An 18,940-nucleotide genomic window follows, 5' to 3' on the forward strand; every position below is an offset into this window, starting at 1 on the left:
GAATACGGATATAGAGTTTTTACTCCCACTCGATCGTTGCAGGCGGTTTTGAACTGATGTCGTAGACAACGCGGTTTACGCCTTTGACCTTGTTGATGATTTCGTTGGAAACTTTTGCAAGGAATTCGTAAGGAAGTTGTGCCCAGTCGGCTGTCATGGCATCCGTCGAGGTTACGGCACGCAGGGCAACTGTATTTTCGTATGTCCGTTCGTCACCCATAACTCCTACAGACTGGATCGGGAGGAGGATCACTCCGGCCTGCCAGATTTTGTCGTACAACCCCCATTCACGCATCAGCGACATATAGATATCGTCGGCATCTTGCAAGATCCGTACTTTTTCGGGTGTGATATCACCTAAAATACGGATACCCAAGCCGGGACCGGGGAACGGATGGCGTTTGATCAGGTGTGGTTGCATACCTAACTCCATACCGACACGGCGTACTTCGTCTTTGAACAGGAGGCGCAACGGTTCGACCAGTTTCAAGTTCATTTTGGCAGGCAGGCCGCCTACATTATGATGGCTCTTGATAACGGTTCCGGTGATAGACAAGGATTCGATTACGTCGGGGTAGATCGTGCCCTGGCCTAACCATTTTATATCTTTCAGCTTGTGGGCCTCTTCGTCAAACACATCGATAAACCCTTTACCGATGATCTTACGTTTTTTTTCAGGTTCGCTGACACCCGCCAGTTCCTTGTAGAATTTCTCTTTGGCATCGACTCCGATTACGTTCAGTCCCAAGTGTTCGTAATCTTTCAACACGTTTTCGAATTCATTCTTACGCAACAAGCCGTGATCGACGAAGATGCAAGTCAGGTTCTTGCCGATAGCCTTGTGTAGCAAAACGGCCGTAACCGAAGAGTCCACGCCGCCGGAAAGTGCCAGGATTACTTTGTCATCTCCCAACTGTTCTTTCAGTTCGGCAACGGTCGATTCGATAAAGGATGCCGGTGTCCAATCTTTGGCACATCCGCAAATATTCAGGAAGTTGTCTAATAATTTAGTACCGTCGGTCGAGTGGAACACTTCCGGGTGGAATTGTACGCCCCAGGTTTGTTCGCCTTCCACGTGATAGGCGGCTGCTTTTACATCGTCCGTGCTGGCGATTACTTTGAAGTTTTCAGGAAGGACCGTGATGGTGTCCCCGTGGGACATCCAGATTTGTGAGCCGACATTGATGCCTTTCAGCAATTCGTCCGTATTGTCGATATGCGACAGGTTGGCACGTCCGTATTCACGGGAGTTGGCCGGTTCGACATTTCCTCCGGATGTATAAGCCAGAAATTGGGCTCCGTAACAGATTCCCAATACGGGATATTTACCGCGTATTTCACTTAAGTCAGCTTTGAACGCATTGGCGTCATATACGGAATAGGGACTTCCGGAAAGGATAACACCTTTTACATCTGTAGCATCATGGGGGAATTTGTTGTAGGGGACAATCTCGCAATACATATTCAACTCACGGACTCTACGCCCGATTAATTGAGTTGTTTGCGAGCCGAAATCAAGAATAATAAGTTTCTCGTGCATGCAAATTATTATTTAATTGAGTGCCACAAAGGTAGGAATAATATTCGAAACTTGAACCATTTTTGAGGCATCAGGTTATAGTATTATTCAATAGAGATCACAAAAAAAATGAAACGGGTTATCTTTTTATCAGCGTCGTTGCTCTCATCTCCTTTTTTCCTGCAGGCGGAAGACGGTTTAGCAAAAAAAATACAGGCTTTGTCGTTGGAAGATTCGGAAATAAAGCGTGTCTTCTATTTCTTGGCGATTCTTCTGATCCAGTCCGCGTTGATCGGGCTGACCTCGTTTGTGTACCGGAAAGTCAGGGTGAAGATCGCTTCCCTGAAAGAGACGCGGCTGAAGTCGATCTCCTTTCACGGCTATGATTTGCTGGATACCGACAAGCAGGTGAAACTATTGATTTTCCTGGCCAATATGATACGTTGGTTGTTGATCGTATTGCAATTGCTATTTACGGTTCCGATCTTGTTCTCTATTTTCCCGGAAACGAAGAATTTCGCGACCCAACTCTTCTCTTATGTTTGGAAACCTCTGAAATTCATAGGAAAAGGCATTGTTGATTATTTACCCAATCTCTTTACCATCATCGTGATCGTGCTGGTGATCCGGTATGTCGTACGTATCCTTAAATATATGGCGGATCAGGTGGCTGAAGGGAAGTTGAAGATATCCGGTTTCTATCCCGACTGGGCATCACCAACCTATCATATTGTCCGCTTCCTGCTATACGCCTTTATGGTCGCGATGATTTATCCCTATTTGCCGGGAGCCGATTCGGGAGTGTTCCAGGGAGTATCGGTCTTTGTCGGCCTGATCGTTTCGTTGGGATCGAGTACGGTGATCGGCAATATCATTGCCGGCTTCGTGATCACTTATATGCGTCCGTTTAAATTGGGGGATCGCATAAAGCTGAACGATACCGTTGGGAACGTGATAGAGAAAACAACGTTGGTAACCCGTATCCGTACGCCTAAAAACGAAATGGTGACAATCCCTAATTCGTTTATCATGTCTTCCCATACCACTAATTATAGCGAGTCGGCGCGTGACTTGGGATTGATTATTCATGCAGAAGTGACGATCGGCTATGATACGCCCTGGCGGAAAGTCCACCAGTTGTTGATCGATGCGGCAAAAGCGACGCCGGGCGTGAGTAGTGAACCGGAGCCTTTTGTGCTGGAAACTTCCCTGAGCGACTTCTATCCGGTTTACCAGATTAATGCTTATATCAAAGATGCCGATAAGCTCAACCAGCTATATTCGGATCTTTTCCAGAATATCCAGGATAAGTTTGCGGCCGCCGATGTCGAGATCTTATCTCCCCACTACACCGCTTTCCGTAACGGGAATGCTTCTGCGATACCCAAAGAGGAGAATCCTGTAGCAACGAAATGATGATCCTCTTTTTTCTTAAAAAAAGTATAATAAGCCGTCCTCCTTTTTTAAACAACTTATTAAATACTACCTTTGCATGTTCATTTTTAATCGTAACCGTATGGATGCTGAAAAGAAAGAGACAAAAGAAATAAATAAGATGTCACTGCTGATCATGGCAGTGGTTGTGTTATTGTTGATTATCGCCGGTGCTTCCTATTATATTTTCCATCAGAAACAGCAGATGGAAGACTTGGAACAGGCTTATGTCCTGGATAAGGAATCGTTGGAAGATGAATTTAACGAATTGTCTCTCCAATATGAAGGATATAAATTTAATATAGGTAACGACTCGTTGCTTAACCTATTGTCTACCGAGCAAGCCAAAGTACAACGCTTGCAGGAAGAACTTCGCACCGTAAAAGCGACAAATACGAAAGAGATCGCCCGCCTGAAGAAGGAATTGCAGACATTGCGTAAAATCATGCGTAACTATGTAGTCCAGATCGACTCCCTGAACCGTGCCAACGAACAGTTGAAAGTGGAAAAGAACGAAGCGGTAAAGAAATACAAACAGGCTTCCTCCACCGCTACCACGCTTAAAAAGGAAAAAGAGAAACTGACGGAACGCGTCACACTGGCAAGCCGGCTGGATGCGACGGGCATCAATGTAACCCCTGTCAATGGCCGCGGAAAGAAGGCGAAGGTGATCAAGAAGATGGAACAATTTGTCGTTGACTTCCGGATCGGCAAGAACATTACGGCTCCGGTCGGGGAGAAGACGATTTATGTGCGTATCATGAAGCCGGACGACGATATCCTGTTGAAGAGCCGTGCCGATGTCTTTACCTTCGAAGGAAAAGAAATCAATTACTCCATGAAGAAGCTGGTCGAATATGACGGAGAGGAATTGCCGGTTACGATGTACTGGAATATCGAGGAGTTCCTTTCTCCGGGCACATACCGGGTCGATATATTTGCGGATGGTAACCTGATCGGCCGTAAAAGTTTCACACTCGAAAAATAGCAATGGAAACGGATGTTCATTTCGCGCGACTACTTGCCGACCTGCCGGAAACCCTCGCCCGCGATGATGCTTTTCTCGGCGAACTGGAAAAAAACGCGAAGGTAATCTACGTGAAGAAAGGGGATTATCTGTTGCGTACGGGCGAGTTGTGCCAGGACGCCTATTTCATCAACAAAGGCCTGTTCATCAATCTATATGTAAACGAGAATGGAAATGAATGTGTCACCGGCTTTGCGGCCGATAATATGTTTCCGTTCCTTTCCGCCATCGGCTATTTCACCAAGCAGCCTTCCGAATTCGAGATCAAGGCGCTTGAAGCCGGCGAGTTGCTCTGCTTCTCCCGCGACCATATCGAGAGCCTTTCGTTCCGTTACCCTTTGTTTGCTTCCTATTATCAGAATATCATGTTGACGATCATCTATAAGTTGGATGTCCTGTTGGCCGTCCGCCTTTCCTCCACGGCGGAAGAGTTCATCCAGTTCCTCTACACGAACTATGCGTGGATAATCAATCGGGTTCCCGATAAGTATATCGCCCATTATATGGGAATCAGCAATGCCTGGTATTGCAAGTTGAAGCGGAAAGTCCTCTCATTCACTTGAACCGGATAGGCGGCGGAAAAAAGTTTCGTAGGCATGAAACTATAGTTTCCCCGCCAAGAAACTATAGTTTCTTCGTAGGGAAACAAAGGTTTCATAGGTAAGAAACCAAGTGAAACTATATGCCTGAGGACATATAAGAAAGCAATTATTGAATTAGTTCAATTTTATATTTAAAGCGAACCTGTACTTTTGCATCGTTTAGAAAAGAATCCGAATAAAACAAGATAAAGATGAAAAGATTTGTCGTATTAGTCGTATTACTGGTTTCGTCGGGCTATGCAAGTGCCGGGCGTACGCTGACGTTGGAGGAATGCCGTGGGCTGGCTATTCAGAACAACAAAGAGTTGAAGATTTCGGGGGAAAAGATTAAAATAGCCGGCTATGAGAAAAACGCCGCATTCACCAAATACTTCCCTGGACTCTCGGCGACCGGAGCGTATATGTGGAACCAGAAAGATATCAACCTCTTAGATATGGGAGCGTTGAGCACTTCTATCGGAGGGGCTCTCGGACCGATCGCCCAGTTGCCCGTGTTTGGAAAGTTGATGGAAGGGGTGGACGACTTGCAACACCTCGACATCCAGAATATCTGGGTGGGAAGCGTTTCACTTGTGCAACCTGTGTTTATGGGGGGCAAGATTATCAATTACAATCAGATTACCAAGTACGCCAAGCAATTGGCCGAGTCGATGAATGACCAGCAATTGCAGGATGTCATCTATAAAACCGATGAAACCTATTGGCAGGTGATTTCTTTAGTGAATAAGAAGAAGTTAGCCGATGCCTATGTCGATTTGCTCCGCAAGACCGATCACGATATAACGGCAATGATTAACGAGGGAGTAGCGACCGAAGCCGACGGACTCTCCGTTAAAGTCAAGCTGAACGAAGCCGAGATGGCACAGACGAAAGTCGATAACGGCCTGGCCCTTTCCCGCATGTTATTGGCACAGATATGCGGGTTGCCATTGGAAGAATCGCTTGCTTTGGCGGATGAAGATATCGAAGATTTCCCGACAGAACCCTCCATTACGGCTGCCGATGTGAACGAGGCTTTCATGAACCGTAACGAGTTGAAGAGCCTCGACCTGGCGGCTAAGATTTATAAGCGCAAAGAACGGATCGTATTGTCGGATATGTTGCCGAATGTGGCGTTTATGGCGAACTACCTGATTACGAACCCTAATTCCATGAATGGCTTCAAAAACGAATTTGCCGGGATGTTCAATGTCGGCGTAATGGTGAAAGTACCGCTTTCCGGATGGTGGGAGGGAAGCTATAAGCGCAATTCGGCCCGTGCCGAGACACGCATCAAGGCGCTGGAGTTGCAGGATGCCCGCGAAAAGGTGGAATTGCAGGTCAACCAATCCGTCTACAAAGTCAATGAAGCGAACAAAAAACTGATCGCCTCCACCCGTAATATGGAGAATGCGGAAGAGAATCTCCGCCATGCCAACCTCGGATTTGAAGAAGGCGTAATCCCGGCTCTTAACCTGATGCAGGCGCAGACGGCCTGGGTGGCGGCTCGTTCCAGCCTGATAGATGCGCAGATAGAGGTGAAACTGACGGAAGTCTACTTGACAAAAGCGATGGGGGAATTAAAAATTGGGAATTAAAAATTAAAAAATAATACATACTCTTATGAACGAGAATAAAAAGTTTTCGATCAACAACATGCTGCTGGCATTTATCACATTCTTAGGTGTGGTCGGATTAGTCGCATTAACCGGTTTCTTTTTACTGACGCCGCCGGACGATATCATCATGGGGCAGGCGGAAGCTACGCAAGTTCGTATTTCCGGCAAAGTGCCCGGACGGATCGAGGCGTATCGTTTCGGTGAAGGCGATAAGGTGAAAGCGGGCGACACGCTTGTCTTCTTGGATACGCCCGAAGTCCTTGCCAAGCTCCAGCAGGCAGAGGCCGTGCGCCGTGCCGCTGAAGCCCAGAACGCAAAGGCTGTCAAGGGAGCCCGCGCGCAGGAGATAGCAGGGGCATATGAAATGTGGCAGAAGGCGAAGGCAGGGTTGGATATTGCTCAGAAATCTTATACACGCGTACAAAACCTTTTTGACAAAGGGGTAATGTCTGCTCAGAAACGCGATGAGGCGGAAGCCAATTACAAGGCGATGATCGCTACTGAAAAAGCCGCCAAATCCCAGTATGATATGGCCGTAGACGGAGCTCGTGCGGAAGATAAGGCCGCCGCCGCCGCCCTTGTACAACAGGCTGGCGGAGCGGTTGCCGAAGTGGAATCCTACTTGAAGGAAGCGGCACTTGTCTCACCGATCGATGGCGAAGTGTCCGAACGTTTTCCGGAAGTGGGCGAACTGGTCGGTACAGGCGCTCCGATCATGAATATCACCGATCTCAATGATATGTGGGTGACCTTCAGTATCCGTGAAGACCATCTGAAAGACATCAAGATCGGTTCCGAATTAGACGCTTTTATCCCGGCGTTAGATAACCGGCCGATCAAGTTGAAAGTCTATTATATGAAAGATATGGGAACCTATGCCGCCTGGAAAGCGACGAAAACGAACGGGCAGTTCGACTCCAAGACATTCGAAGTGCGTGCCCGTCCGGTGGAGAAGGTGGCCGACTTGCGTCCTGGAATGTCTGTCATTAAGAAATTAAAAATTGAGAATTAAAGATTGAAAAATAAATCAATGAGTCGATTATCAATTGTCAATTGTCAATTGTCAATTGCAAAGCGTGAGGTTCTCAGGATTTGCAAAGACCCGGTCTACTTCTTCTGTATGTTGGTGGCTCCGACTATCTGTGTGGTCTTTTTCCTTTCGTTGATGAAGGAGGGCTTGCCGACCAATATGCCTGTTGCGGTTGTAGACATGGACGGCTCTTCCAATTCCCGTAACTTAGCCCGCCAGTTGGATGCTTTCGAGCAGACGAAGGTGGCACTGACGACCGTCTCGTTCGAGGAAGCCCGCCAGGCAATGCAGGAAGGAAAAGTTTACGGCATCTTCTATATCCCGAAGAATTTCGGTGTGGATGCGACGGCAGGGCGGCAGCCCAAGTTGTCGTTCTATACGAACGGGACTTATCTTATTGCCGCGTCCCTGCTGTTCCGGGATATGAAAACCATGTCTGTTTTGGCAGGTGCTTCGGTCGGACTTCAAACGGGACTGGCACATGGCTATACCGAAGACCAGATTATGGCGCAGCTCCAGCCGATCGTGATCGACACGCACGCGATCGGGAATCCGTGGCTCAACTATTCGGTCTATCTGAACAACACCCTCTTGCCTGGTGTTTTGCAATTGATGATTTTCTTGGTGACGGTGTTGAGTATCGGTTCCGAGATTAAATACTCGACGGCTCGCGAATGGTTGCAGATGGGTGGAAACTCGCTTACGGTGAGCCTCATAGGGAAGATATTGCCCCATACGGTGATTTTTACGATCGTCTCATTCTTATATGCGGCGGCCTTGTACGGGTTCAATTCGTTCCCATTGAATAGTGGCTGGCTACCGATGTTGTCGGCTCTATTCTTGTTGGTGATTGCTTCGCAGGCGGTCGGGATCTTCATGATCGGGGTGTTGCCGACTTTCCGTTTAGGGTTGAGCTTCGCCTGCCTGTTCGGGATGATCGCTTTTTCTATCGTCGGATTCTCTTTCCCGGTGCTGGGGATGGACCCTACTTTGCAGGCGCTCTCCGACCTGTTCCCGCTCCGGCACTATTTCCTGATCTATGTCGACCAGGCTTTGAACGGAAGGCCTTTCTTCTATAGCTGGACCGAATATGCCTGGCTCATGGGATTTCTCGTTTTGCCTTTCCTGATCGGAAAGAACCTGAAGAACGCGTTGTTGTACTTTAAATATATTCCGTAAAACAGAAAGTAATGAAAAGAGAACATCGTTTACGATATATAATCAAGGAAGGAATCTTAGATACCTTTTACATCTGGAAAGACGAGTTGAAAAATGTCTTCAAGGACGAGGGTGTGCTGATCTTCTTTTTTCTGGTCCCTTTTGCCTATCCATTGCTCTATTCCTTTATTTATAATAACGAGGTGGTACACGAGGCGAAGATGGTGGTCGTGGATCAGTCCGACTCTTATCTGAGCCGCGAGTTTACCCGTCGTGTGAATGCCACGCCCGATGTCAGGGTAGTCGCCGTCTCGACGGATATGGAGGAGGCCAAGCGGATGCTGGACAGGAAAGAAGCCTATGGAATCCTCTATTTCCCGACCGAGTTCAGTAAGGATTTGCATACGGGCAAGCAGACGACGGTTCCCTTGTATTGCGATATGAGCAGCCTGCTGTTTTATAAAGCGTTTTTGCTGGCGGCAACGGAAGTGTCGCTCGACTTAGGGAAAGAAATACGGATGCATAATGCTCCGGGCGCATCGGCAAAGCAGGAGGAAATAACGGTCAATCCGATTCCTTATGAATCCGTGACCCTCTTCAATACGCAGAACGGCTTTGCCAGTTTTTTAGTTCCGGCTATCCTGATTTTAGTTATCCAGCAAACACTGGTTTTAGGGATCGGTATGTTAGGAGGGACAGCACGTGAAAAGAACCGCTTCCACAGCCTTGTCCCGATCAGCCGGCATTTCAACGGGACGTTGCGTATCGTGTTAGGCAAGTCTCTGACCTATATCTTGATTTATGTGGTTGTCTGCATCTGGGTATTAGCTGTCGTGCCGAAGCTCTTCTCTCTGCCTCAGGTGGGCGACCCGGTTACGATCTTGCTGTTCATCCTGCCGTATCTGTTTGCCTCGATCTTCTTTGCCATGACCTTGTCCGGTTTTATGACAACCCGCGAGGCTCCTATGCTGGTGTTTGTCTTTACGTCTGTGATCTTGATATTCATCTCCGGCGTTTCCTGGCCGAAAGAAGCGATTCCTCCGTTTTGGCAGGCCATAGGGTATCTGTTCCCCTCGACACCGGGCATCCAGGGATTTATCCGCATCAATACTTGTGGGGCGACATTAAACGAGGTGATACGTGAATATCATACGTTATGGATTCAGGCAGGTGTCTACTTCATACTGGCTTGCGTGATCTACCGTTTCCAAATTATCCGTAGCCGGAAGATGATTATAAAACAGTACCGGTATATGAAGATGAAGCAGGCTCTTTGAGGGGTGTTCCTTTTGCCGGTAAAAGAAGATAAGACAGTTTTGTGACTCTGTTTTGATGATTTTAACGTTATTATGTTAGAATCCACCGAATATAGTTTTACTTTTGTAGAAATTCTCAAAGCAAACTTAATTTTTTAGTACTATGCAGAACAGACGTGAGTTTTTAAAGCGGGCTTCGTTAATGCTCGCAGGGGGTATGGTGATGCCTCAGTTGTTATCTTCTTGTGCCGGTAAAGCGTCAGCTTCCGAGTCCTCCAAGTATATCGGGCTTCAGCTATATTCCTTAAGAGACCTTGTAAAAGAAGAAGGAATCCAGAAGGTATTGGAAACGGCTTCCAAGATGGGCTATAAGAATCTTGAAACAGCCAGCTATGACAATGGCAAGATCTATGGCTTGGCTCCGGCTGAGTTCAAGAAGATGGTGAACGACTTGGGCATGAAATGTACGAGCGCTCATTTAGGACAAGCTTTCACTAAGGAAAAAGAAGCCGAAGTGATGAGTTGGTGGGATCAGGCTATCGATGCGCATAATGAATTGGGTGTTAAATACATGGTTCAGCCGTGGATGCCGGTTACCAATCAGACGACTTTGGACGACTTGAAGATGTATTGCGACTATTTCAACACCGTCGGTTATAAGACGGCAGCCGCCAGCATCGCATTCGGTTATCACAACCATGACTTTGAATTCCGCAAAATCGAAGACCAGCTGATCTACGACTTCTTGTTGGATAATGTAAGCCCGAATCATGTATTCTTTGAAATGGATGTGTATTGGGTACAGGAAGGCGGCGGTGATCCGGTTGCTTATCTGAAGAACCGTCCGAGCCAGTTCAAGGCAGTCCATATCAAAGACGAAAAGGAAATCGGTGCCAGTGGCAAGATGGACTTCAAACCTATTTTTGATCAGATGTATGCAAACAATATCAAAGACTGGTATGTTGAAGTCGAACAGTACACCCAGAACGATCCGGTTGCCAGCGTCCAGCAGAGCTATGATTACCTGAATAAGGCGGATTATGTGAAGTAAGAAGTTTTTATAAGTTTTTCAGGGAGGTGTTTCAAAACCCCTTGTCCCCGCGTCAAGCACGGGGACAGGATAGTTTTGAAACACCTCCCTGAATTTATTAAGAGTTCTTGATCGCACTCATAAGATTCTCCCAATCCTCCGCTAAAGCCGTCATGCTCGGATAAAGCAGGTTGGCGCCGGCGTCGAGTAAGACCCGGTCATCCAATGGTCCGGTATTGACCGCTATCGTGAAAATCCCGGCTGCTACTCCCGCTTGTACACCCATCGGGGCGTTCTCAACGACGAAGGCTTCATGGGCTTTAACGCCTGCTTTTTCCAATCCCATCAGATAGGGTTCGGGGTGGGGTTTACCTAACTTCACGTCGAAGGCCGTCACCATCTTTTCCCGTTTGAAATAGCCTGGGTAGGTATGTTCCAGCTTGTTGATCAGGCTGTGTTGTCCGCTCCCGGTTACGACGAGTGTTTGCAGGCCGGAGGCTCTTGCCGCTTCCAATACCTCGGCTGCTCCTTGCATCGCCTTTTCATCATTATATTGATTGAACAAGACTGCTTTTTCTTCGTAGATGGACTTCTTTTCCTCATCGGTCGCATCCCGCTGGAAGGTCTTTTGATACAGTTCGTTGATCGTGCTTTCACCTGTCCGGCCTTCATACAGGTAGAATAGCTCCGGGGTAGAAGTCAACTGGTGGCGAGTGGCCGTTTCGTACCAGGCACGGGCGTGAAAACGCATGGAATCGTACAGGACGCCATCCATATCGAAAAGTACGGCCTTGGGAGAAAGAAAAGTTTGTTGCTGCTTTTGCAGATATCGGGCGATTGCTTCTTGAATCATTTCTTTTTTACGCTTAAAAAACTTTTGCAAAGTTACTAAAATCTGATAGAAATCTTTATCTTTGGTACAAGTATCCCGGCGTCCGGGCCATAATAATTACCAATAAAATCAGAAGAGTATGAAAAAGGGTTTATTGTTGTTAGCAGCCATGTTGTGTTGCCTGAGTTATCAGGCGAAAGCCCAGGATTGGACAGATTTGCAACATGAGGTATCGTTGAGTTATGGTGGTCTGCCGGTCGCAGATTTACTCAGCTATTATGAAGACTATTTTAATCCGGCTCCTTCTACCGGTGCGGATTTGTTTGATGATAAGGGTAAGTTCGGTTCCTTGAACATTAGTTATCTCTTTTATCCGGACGACAATTTAGGGTTCGGGGTTGTCTATTCCTACACGAATAGTGACAAGCGGATTGTCCGCGACACGAGACTGGTAGGTGATTTCTATAATTCTTTCCATTCTATCTGCCCCTCTGTCAAGTATAATTGGTATAACTATAATTTCATTACGCTCTATTCCCGTATAAATGCCGGAGTCGCTATCGCAACGACAAAAGCTACTTATATCAACACAGAATCGCGCCCGGAAGAAAAAACAGCTACAAAGGCTTTCTTTATGTACCAGGTTTCCCCGATAGGAATCGAAGTCGGTCGGCAAATAGCCGGTTTCGTGGAAGCCGGTTTCGGGCATATGGGTACGGTAATAGCCGGATTGCGCTACAGGATGTAAGATCGAGTATATTCCGTTTACTAATAGATATGACTTAGGGGGCTGTATAAAATCCCGTTTGCCATGACGGATCAAGTCCGGGATGGCAAACGGGATTTTAATACAGCCCCCGTAAATAGTTGTTTACGTTGTGTAACTGCTAATTACAACCGTGCGCGGATCGCTTCGCTTTCCTTTTCGTAGCCCGGTTTGTTCAGCAGGGCAAACATGTTCTTTTTGTAGGCTTCTACTCCCGGCTGGTCGAACGGGTTTACACCTAACATGTAACCGCTGATACCACAAGCCCGTTCGAAGAAATAGAACAACTGGCCGATGTAGTAAGGGCTTACTTCCGGCATGGTGATCTTCAGGTTAGGGACACCACCGTCTACATGGGCTAACTGAGTACCTAATTCTGCCATCTTGTTCACTTCGTCCACACGTTTGCCGGCGAGGAAGTTCAGACCGTCCAAGTTCGCTTCGTCAGTCGGGACAAGCACCTTGTGAGTCGGTTCTTCAACAGATATAACGGTTTCGAAGATCGTGCGTTCGCCATCCTGGATCCACTGACCCATAGAGTGCAGGTCGGTCGTCAGGTCGACGGAAGCCGGGAAAATCCCCTTACCGTCCTTGCCTTCGCTTTCACCGTACAACTGTTTCCACCATTCAGCGATGTAGTGGAGTTTCGGGTGGAAGTTAGCGAGGATTTCAACCTTCTTGCCGCTCTTATATAATTCGTTGCGTGTAGCCGCATAGATTTCTGCCATGTTTTCAGCAAAAGGAACGCTTACGTCTGTCGCCTTTTCCATCGAAACGGCTCCTGCAACCAGGTCGCGGATACTGATACCGGCAACGGCGATAGGCAGCAAACCGACCGGAGTCAGTACGGAGAACCGACCGCCAACGTTGTCAGGGATAATGAATGTCTTGTAGCCTTCCTGGTCAGCCAGCGTGCGGAGAGCGCCTCTTTTGGCATCCGTGATGGCAACGATCCGGTGTTTCGCTTCTTCTTTGCCGACGGCGTCTTCCAATTGCTTTTTCAGCATACGGAAAGCTAAAGCCGGTTCGGTAGTCGTACCGGATTTGGAGATATTGATCAGACCGAACTGTTTGCCTTTCAGGATTTCGCAAAGTTCATACAGGTAATCTTCACCGATATTGTGTCCGGCATATACTAAAACCGGGTTCTTACGGTCCGTATGTAACCAGTCGAAGCTGTTGTTCAATGCTTCTACCACGGCCTTTGTTCCTAAATAGCTACCGCCGATACCGATGGCAACAACAACTTCACATTTGGAACGAAGCACGTTAGCCGTATTTTCGATGTCTGTCAATTCGGCATCTGTAATAGAAGAGGGGAGGTGCAACCAACCTAAAAAGTCGTTACCTGCTCCATTACCATTTTGTAAAGTGGCATTACATTCGTTAGCCTTTTCAGCCTGGGCGTACACCTGTTCTTTCGTAACAGTACCCAGTGCTTTGTCAATGTTAAGACTGATGTTCTTCATATTTACATTATTATTTAAATGTTTCAGTCAACTGCCGTATCGCGGTAGTCGGCGATTTTTTTTCGTATAGAATACTATATAAAGTATCCAGGATCGGCATGTTTACTTTATATTTTTCGTTTATCTCACGGATACATTTGGTTCCGTAATATCCTTCGGCGATCATTTCCATTTCGAGCTGGGCTATTTTGACGGAATAGCCTTTTCCGATCATGGTTCCGAACGTACGGTTGCGGCTGAACCGGGAATAGGCGGTCACTAATAGATCGCCGAGATATACCGAATCTGTCACATCCCGTTCCAGCCCGTGTACGGCGTCGAGGAAGTTGCGCATCTCTTCGATGGCGTTACAGATGAAAACAGCTAAAAAGTTGTCTCCGTATTTCATGCCATGGCAGATACCTGCGACAATGGCGTATACGTTTTTCAATACGGAAGCATATTCAATACCTGTAACATCCTTGCAACAGGAGTTGTTCAGGTACTGGTTCTTGAATACGGACGAGAAGGCTCTTGCGTTCTCGATATTCGGACAGGCCAGTGTGATGTAGGACAACCGTTCGAGAGCGATCTCTTCGGCATGGCACGGACCGCCGATAACGGCGATATTGTCGATCGGGACATTGTAGTATTCGGCAAAATAATCGGCTACGAGCATATTTTCGTCTGGTACGATCCCCTTGATGGCCGAAATGATGAATTTGTCCTGCATGGAGGTCGTTACCTTCATCAAATGCTGCTTTAGAAAAGGAGACGGGGTAGCGAAAATCAAGGTGTCCGAATCTTTGATTACTTCGTTGATATCCGTGTAGAATTTGATTTTGTCAGTGTCGAATTTGACGGCAGACAGGTAGCTGGGGTTATGTCCTAACAACAGAAACTCTTCCACCTGGTCTGGCCGACGCATATACCAGTTAATACTATCTTGTGTAGAAAGTACAATCTTGGCCAAGGCGGTAGCCCAGCTACCACCTCCCATTATTGCAATTTTTCCGGGCAACTTCATAGTATTACTCTGTTATTTGGCTGCGTTGGTAATCCATGCCTCCACTTCTTCGGCAGAGGGGTTTTGCAATTCCAGTTTGTATTTCTTATTCATTTCGCAGAGTTCCTGTCTTAGCTTGTTGGGATTGACATCGGCCAACGTGTCGATTGTAATATATCCGGCTTTTTGCAAAGCGGGAACCCATGCTTCGTCGATACCCAATGCAACGTATTTGTCAGCCGCATCTTTCTTGACTGTCTTTTCCGGACGCATCTGAGGGAAGAGCAATACTTCCTGAATAGTCGTCTGGCCTGTCATCAACATAACCAGACGATCGATACCGATACCGATACCGGATGTCGGGGGCATACCGAATTGCAGGGCGCGCAAGAAGTCCTGGTCGATGAACATCGCTTCGTCGTCCCCTTTTTCGCTCAGGCGCAATTGCTCTTTAAAGCGTTCTTCCTGGTCGATCGGGTCGTTCAACTCGCTATAGGCGTTTGCCACTTCTTTACCGTTGATCATCAGCTCGAAGCGTTCGGTCAATCCCGGTTTGCTCCGGTGCATCTTGGTCAGCGGACTCATCTCGACCGGATAGTCGATGATGAAAGTCGGCTGGATAAACGTGCCTTCGCAGAATTCGCCGAAGATTTCGTCGATCAGCTTGCCTTTACCCATAGTCTCGTCGATTTCCAGTTTCAATTCCTTGCAAATTGTGCGGATCTCGTCTTCGCTCTTGCCATTCAGGTCGTAACCGGTCTTTTCCTTGATTGCATCCAGGATCGGCAGGCGGCGGTAAGGAGCTTTGAAGTTGATGGTCTTGCCGTCGACTACGCTTTCACATGTACCGTTGACGGCGATGCAGATACGCTCCAACAACTGTTCGGTGAAGTTCATCATCCAGTTGTAGTCCTTATATTGAACGTAAAGCTCCATACAGGTGAATTCCGGGTTGTGCGTACGGTCCATACCTTCGTTACGGAAGTTCTTGCCGATTTCGTAAACGCCTTCGAAACCTCCGACGATCAATCGTTTCAGATACAGTTCGGTTGCGATACGCAGATAGAGGCCGATATCCAGTGAGTTATGGTGTGTGATGAACGGACGTGCGCTTGCTCCTCCGGGAATGGATTGCAGAATCGGAGTTTCTACTTCCGTATATCCAGCTTCGTCTAAAGCGGTACGCATCGTTTTAATAACGGCTGCACGCTTCATGAAGATATCTTTTACGCCGTCGTTAACCACCAGGTCGACATAGCGTTGGCGGTAACGCAATTCCGGGTCGTTGAATCCATCGTATGCCACACCGTCTTTGTATTTGACAACTGGTAGTGGCTTGAGTGATTTGGATAATACTGTTATTTCTTGTGCATGAACGGAAATTTCGCCCATCTGCGTACGGAATACGAAACCTTTGATTCCGACAAAGTCGCCGATATCGAGCAACTTCTTGAAAACGATGTTATACAGATCTTTGTTTTCTTCCGGGCAAATGTCATCGCGAGAGATGTAAACCTGTATTCTGCCTTCTGAATCCTGCAATTCCATGAAGGAAGCCTTTCCCATGATACGGCGGCTCATGATACGACCGGCAATACTTACGGGACGGGGTTCCGCATCATCTTTAAAATTCTCTTTTATTTCTTTGGAAAATGCGTTCGTTACATACTCAGCTGCGGGATAAGGTTCTATCCCCATCTGGCGCAACTGCTCCATGCTGTTACGTCTTATGATTTCCTGTTCACTCAGTTCTAATAGATTCATTACGCTATTATTTTGTATAATACGGCGCAAAAGTACAAAACTTTTCTTACTTATTGCCTAAAAACGTATGCGACTTTTCGAAACGTATGGCTTCAGGCAGAAAGAAACGGACATCTTTCCCGGTCTCGAATGCTTCACGTATAAAGGTTGAGGATATTTCGATCAAGGGGGCGTCTACCTTTTTTATATGAGGATATTGTGCCGGTATTTCGACATCGAATCCTTTGCGCGGATAGATGAAGATCGGATAATTGGAAATGATGGCTTCGTATTCTACCCACCGGGTAATATATTTCCAATTGTCCGCACCCATGATAAAATAGAATTCACGATCCGGATAGCTTGCTTCCAATGCCCGGAGCGTGTTGATGGTATAAGTAGGCTGAGGAAGGGAAAACTCGAAGTCGCTGGCATGAAACTTGGGGTAGCCGGCGATGGATTTCTTTACCAGTTCATAGCGGAGCCGGTCATCCATCAGCTCTTCCTTCTCTTTTAGCGGGTTGTGGGGGGTGATCAGAAACCATAGCTCGTCCAGCTCCGTGAATTCACACAACCAGTTGGCTAATGCCAGGTGGCCGATGTGAACCGGGTTGAAGGAACCGGAATAGATGCCGGTTTTCCGTTTCTCTTCCGTATGCCGTGTTAGTTTCGTTTCCACTTGATGATATTGAAGACTTGTACGCCAAATACCAACCCCGTGCCGATTGCGATAATGTATTCTTTATTATACAGACCGACAACGCAGGTGGCAAGGGCGGCAATTGCTATTATAATAAACGTGTATAACCACTTTTTGGATAAGTTCTTGTTATTCATGCTTTTTCAAGAAACTCTTTTATCACTTTTAATGCTTCTTCCTGTGCCACTTCTAACTTGTCGTTCACTATGATCACGTCAAACTTGTCGGCAAAACCCAACTCGAACTCGGCTTTTGCAATACGGCTTTCGATTACTTCCGGAGCGTCCGTGCCACGTCCTTCCAGACGTTTGCGCAGGTCTTCGATACAGGGAGGCTGGATAAAGACAGACAGGGCGCGGTCGGCATAAAATTTCTTGATGTTACAACCGCCCACTACGTCGACGTCGAATATTACGTTGTCACCGCCTGCCAACCTTCTTTCCACCTCGCTTTTCAGCGTGCCGTAATATTTGTCGGTATAGACCTCTTCGTATTCCAGAAAATCTCCTGCGGCTATACGGGCACGGAATTCATCCGGCGTGAGGAAATAATATTCCACCCCGTCCTTTTCCGTTCCGCGCGGGGTCCGGCTGGTAGCCGAGATAGAGAAATGCAGGTTCAGGTTCTGCTTCAGCAGGAAATTGATGATAGTAGATTTGCCCGAACCTGACGGAGCGGAGAATATGATCAGTTTGCCAGCCATTTGTCGATGATTATAATACGTTTAATACTTGTTCCTTGATCTGTTCCAGTTCGTCTTTCATCTGGACGACGATCTTTTGCATTTCCGCGTGGTTGCTTTTCGAGCCGAGCGTGTTGATCTCACGTCCCATTTCCTGGGCGATGAAACCGAGCTTCTTGCCTTGTCCTTGTCCGCTTTCCATCGTGCTGATAAAATACTTCAGATGGTTATCCAGGCGGTTCTTTTCTTCGTTTACGTCCAGCTTTTCGATGTAATAGATCATCTCCTGCTCGAAACGGTTCTTGTCGTAGTCCTGTCCGGCAATCTTTTCGAGGTTGTCCATGATGCGGGCTTTGACTTTTTCGATCCGTTCCTTTTCGTAAAGTTCGACTTCCGAAAGCAGACGGGCTATATTGGCGATTTTCTGTTCGAACAACTTTTGCAACATGGCGCCTTCCTGGATACGGAAATCGCAGAGATGCTGGATAGCCTCTTTTATTGCTTTTTCAACAACATTCCATTCCTCTTCGTTTACTTCCTGGGCCTCTGTCTTGATCACGTCCGGCATGCGGAGCAGTGTCTGGAACCAATCGGCGGGAAGCGATATATTCAGTTTGTCGGCAATCTCTTTGATCTGATTGTAGTAATTTTCCACCGCAGCCAGGTTGATCTGTGTGGGCGTGTCTTTACCAATATACTCGATGAATATATTAAATTCGACCTTCCCACGTTCAAGCGACTGGAGTAACAAACTGCGTATTTGCATTTCTTTTTCTTTGTAGACGGAAGGAATGCGGGTCGATAAATCCAGTTGCTTGCTGTTCAGAGCCTTTATTTCTACGGTTACTTTTTTAGAAGGGAGTTCGGCTGTAACCTTACCGAATCCTGTCATTGATTGTATCATTGTTCTAAAAATTAGATTGCAAAGATAGTTAATCAATTGACAATAGGCAATTGACAATTGACAATTTTGGAAAAAGTCGGGCTTCCTGTCTTGTACTGAAATAGCTTGACACCTTTTGGGTCTTACAAAAGTATAGAAATGAAAAAAAGAAAGCCCAGAAGAATGTTCAGCGAGACATTCAAATTATCCGTTCTCAGTGAATATT

At 47.0% G+C, this 18,940-nt stretch carries 17 protein-coding genes and 1 pseudogene; 9 read left to right on the top strand and 9 right to left on the bottom strand.

What is annotated here, in order from left to right; all coding sequences use genetic code 11:
• Positions 1 to 19: 19 nt before the first annotated feature.
• Positions 20 to 1,540, bottom strand: coding sequence for a glutamine-hydrolyzing GMP synthase (gene guaA / locus H8S65_RS18250; protein WP_186931280.1), 1,521 nt, complete (start codon positions 1,538 to 1,540; stop codon positions 20 to 22).
• Between the two features lie 222 nt (positions 1,541 to 1,762).
• On the opposite strand from guaA, the pseudogene H8S65_RS18255 reads away from it, so the two are divergent.
• From H8S65_RS18255 to H8S65_RS18290, 8 genes and pseudogenes are all read left to right on the top strand, one after another.
• Positions 1,763 to 2,935: pseudogene (locus tag H8S65_RS18255) on the top strand (mechanosensitive ion channel family protein); the annotation flags it as partial.
• Positions 2,936 to 3,035: 100 nt separating this feature from the next.
• Positions 3,036 to 3,941 (top strand): DUF8429 coiled-coil domain-containing protein, encoded by a 906-nt coding sequence (locus tag H8S65_RS18260; protein WP_186931297.1) that lies wholly within the window; start codon positions 3,036 to 3,038, stop codon positions 3,939 to 3,941.
• A 2-nt stretch (positions 3,942 to 3,943) separates the two neighbouring features.
• Positions 3,944 to 4,543: a Crp/Fnr family transcriptional regulator gene (locus H8S65_RS18265; protein WP_186931282.1), complete on the top strand. Its 600-nt coding sequence runs from the start codon at positions 3,944 to 3,946 to the stop codon at positions 4,541 to 4,543.
• 230 nt (positions 4,544 to 4,773) lie between these two features.
• A complete protein-coding gene (locus H8S65_RS18270) occupies positions 4,774 to 6,159 on the top strand; it encodes a TolC family protein (protein WP_186931283.1) in 1,386 nt (461 codons plus the stop codon).
• 25 nt (positions 6,160 to 6,184) lie between these two features.
• Entirely contained in the window at positions 6,185 to 7,192 is a 1,008-nt protein-coding gene (locus tag H8S65_RS18275) for an HlyD family secretion protein (protein WP_186931284.1), read from the top strand.
• Positions 7,193 to 7,210: 18 nt separating this feature from the next.
• A complete protein-coding gene (locus H8S65_RS18280; protein WP_186931285.1) occupies positions 7,211 to 8,389 on the top strand; it encodes an ABC transporter permease in 1,179 nt (392 codons plus the stop codon).
• An 11-nt stretch (positions 8,390 to 8,400) separates the two neighbouring features.
• The gene (locus tag H8S65_RS18285; RefSeq protein ID WP_186931286.1) at positions 8,401 to 9,645 is read left to right on the top strand and encodes an ABC transporter permease; all 1,245 of its coding nucleotides are present in this window, start codon (positions 8,401 to 8,403) and stop codon (positions 9,643 to 9,645) included.
• Between the two features lie 142 nt (positions 9,646 to 9,787).
• A complete protein-coding gene (locus H8S65_RS18290) occupies positions 9,788 to 10,675 on the top strand; it encodes a sugar phosphate isomerase/epimerase family protein (RefSeq protein WP_186931287.1) in 888 nt (295 codons plus the stop codon).
• 97 nt (positions 10,676 to 10,772) lie between these two features.
• Here the strand turns inward: H8S65_RS18290 and H8S65_RS18295 are convergent, their stop codons facing one another.
• Positions 10,773 to 11,507, bottom strand: coding sequence for an inorganic diphosphatase (locus H8S65_RS18295; RefSeq protein ID WP_186931288.1), 735 nt, complete (start codon positions 11,505 to 11,507; stop codon positions 10,773 to 10,775).
• 118 nt (positions 11,508 to 11,625) lie between these two features.
• Here H8S65_RS18295 and H8S65_RS18300 point away from each other — a divergent pair, with 118 nt between their 5' ends.
• Positions 11,626 to 12,234 (top strand): hypothetical protein, encoded by a 609-nt coding sequence (locus H8S65_RS18300; RefSeq protein WP_186931289.1) that lies wholly within the window; start codon positions 11,626 to 11,628, stop codon positions 12,232 to 12,234.
• 143 nt (positions 12,235 to 12,377) lie between these two features.
• Here H8S65_RS18300 and H8S65_RS18305 read toward each other — a convergent pair whose 3' ends face one another.
• Genes H8S65_RS18305 through H8S65_RS18335 form a run of 7 tightly spaced genes read right to left on the bottom strand, consistent with a single transcriptional unit; the run spans position 12,378 to position 18,735 of the window.
• On the bottom strand, positions 12,378 to 13,721 hold the full coding sequence (locus H8S65_RS18305) for a glucose-6-phosphate isomerase (protein WP_186931290.1): 1,344 nt from the start codon (positions 13,719 to 13,721) through the stop codon (positions 12,378 to 12,380).
• A gap of 10 nt (positions 13,722 to 13,731) precedes the next feature.
• A complete protein-coding gene (locus H8S65_RS18310; protein ID WP_186931291.1) occupies positions 13,732 to 14,727 on the bottom strand; it encodes an NAD(P)H-dependent glycerol-3-phosphate dehydrogenase in 996 nt (331 codons plus the stop codon).
• Between the two features lie 12 nt (positions 14,728 to 14,739).
• Positions 14,740 to 16,470 (bottom strand): lysine--tRNA ligase, encoded by a 1,731-nt coding sequence (lysS, locus tag H8S65_RS18315; protein WP_186931292.1) that lies wholly within the window; start codon positions 16,468 to 16,470, stop codon positions 14,740 to 14,742.
• Between the two features lie 46 nt (positions 16,471 to 16,516).
• Positions 16,517 to 17,128: a nicotinate (nicotinamide) nucleotide adenylyltransferase gene (gene nadD / locus H8S65_RS18320; RefSeq protein WP_186931293.1), complete on the bottom strand. Its 612-nt coding sequence runs from the start codon at positions 17,126 to 17,128 to the stop codon at positions 16,517 to 16,519.
• The gene (locus tag H8S65_RS18325) at positions 17,113 to 17,286 is read right to left on the bottom strand and encodes a hypothetical protein (RefSeq protein ID WP_186931294.1); all 174 of its coding nucleotides are present in this window, start codon (positions 17,284 to 17,286) and stop codon (positions 17,113 to 17,115) included. The genes nadD and H8S65_RS18325 overlap by 16 nt, the downstream gene beginning before the upstream one ends.
• A complete protein-coding gene (gmk, locus tag H8S65_RS18330) occupies positions 17,283 to 17,852 on the bottom strand; it encodes a guanylate kinase (protein WP_186931295.1) in 570 nt (189 codons plus the stop codon). The genes H8S65_RS18325 and gmk overlap by 4 nt, the downstream gene beginning before the upstream one ends.
• A gap of 10 nt (positions 17,853 to 17,862) precedes the next feature.
• Positions 17,863 to 18,735, bottom strand: a complete 873-nt coding sequence (locus H8S65_RS18335; protein WP_186931296.1) for a YicC/YloC family endoribonuclease — start codon at positions 18,733 to 18,735, stop codon at positions 17,863 to 17,865.
• Between the last annotated feature and the right edge of the window lie 205 nt (positions 18,736 to 18,940).

It is taken from the genome of Parabacteroides hominis, assembly GCF_014287585.1.
In the GTDB taxonomy this organism is placed as follows: domain Bacteria; phylum Bacteroidota; class Bacteroidia; order Bacteroidales; family Tannerellaceae; genus Parabacteroides; species Parabacteroides hominis.

Coding starts and splice junctions, on each gene's coding strand:
- H8S65_RS18280 (WP_186931285.1), top strand. CDS start 7,211: ATGAGTCGATTATCAATTGTCAATTGTCAATTGTCAATTGCAAAGCGT.
- H8S65_RS18275 (WP_186931284.1), top strand. CDS start 6,185: ATGAACGAGAATAAAAAGTTTTCGATCAACAACATGCTGCTGGCATTT.
- H8S65_RS18285 (WP_186931286.1), top strand. CDS start 8,401: ATGAAAAGAGAACATCGTTTACGATATATAATCAAGGAAGGAATCTTA.
- guaA (WP_186931280.1), bottom strand. CDS start 1,540: ATGCACGAGAAACTTATTATTCTTGATTTCGGCTCGCAAACAACTCAA.
- H8S65_RS18310 (WP_186931291.1), bottom strand. CDS start 14,727: ATGAAGTTGCCCGGAAAAATTGCAATAATGGGAGGTGGTAGCTGGGCT.
- H8S65_RS18265 (WP_186931282.1), top strand. CDS start 3,944: ATGGAAACGGATGTTCATTTCGCGCGACTACTTGCCGACCTGCCGGAA.
- H8S65_RS18290 (WP_186931287.1), top strand. CDS start 9,788: ATGCAGAACAGACGTGAGTTTTTAAAGCGGGCTTCGTTAATGCTCGCA.
- H8S65_RS18260 (WP_186931297.1), top strand. CDS start 3,036: ATGGATGCTGAAAAGAAAGAGACAAAAGAAATAAATAAGATGTCACTG.
- H8S65_RS18300 (WP_186931289.1), top strand. CDS start 11,626: ATGAAAAAGGGTTTATTGTTGTTAGCAGCCATGTTGTGTTGCCTGAGT.
- H8S65_RS18295 (WP_186931288.1), bottom strand. CDS start 11,507: ATGATTCAAGAAGCAATCGCCCGATATCTGCAAAAGCAGCAACAAACT.
- gmk (WP_186931295.1), bottom strand. CDS start 17,852: ATGGCTGGCAAACTGATCATATTCTCCGCTCCGTCAGGTTCGGGCAAA.
- lysS (WP_186931292.1), bottom strand. CDS start 16,470: ATGAATCTATTAGAACTGAGTGAACAGGAAATCATAAGACGTAACAGC.
- H8S65_RS18305 (WP_186931290.1), bottom strand. CDS start 13,721: ATGAAGAACATCAGTCTTAACATTGACAAAGCACTGGGTACTGTTACG.
- H8S65_RS18325 (WP_186931294.1), bottom strand. CDS start 17,286: ATGAATAACAAGAACTTATCCAAAAAGTGGTTATACACGTTTATTATA.
- H8S65_RS18335 (WP_186931296.1), bottom strand. CDS start 18,735: ATGATACAATCAATGACAGGATTCGGTAAGGTTACAGCCGAACTCCCT.
- H8S65_RS18270 (WP_186931283.1), top strand. CDS start 4,774: ATGAAAAGATTTGTCGTATTAGTCGTATTACTGGTTTCGTCGGGCTAT.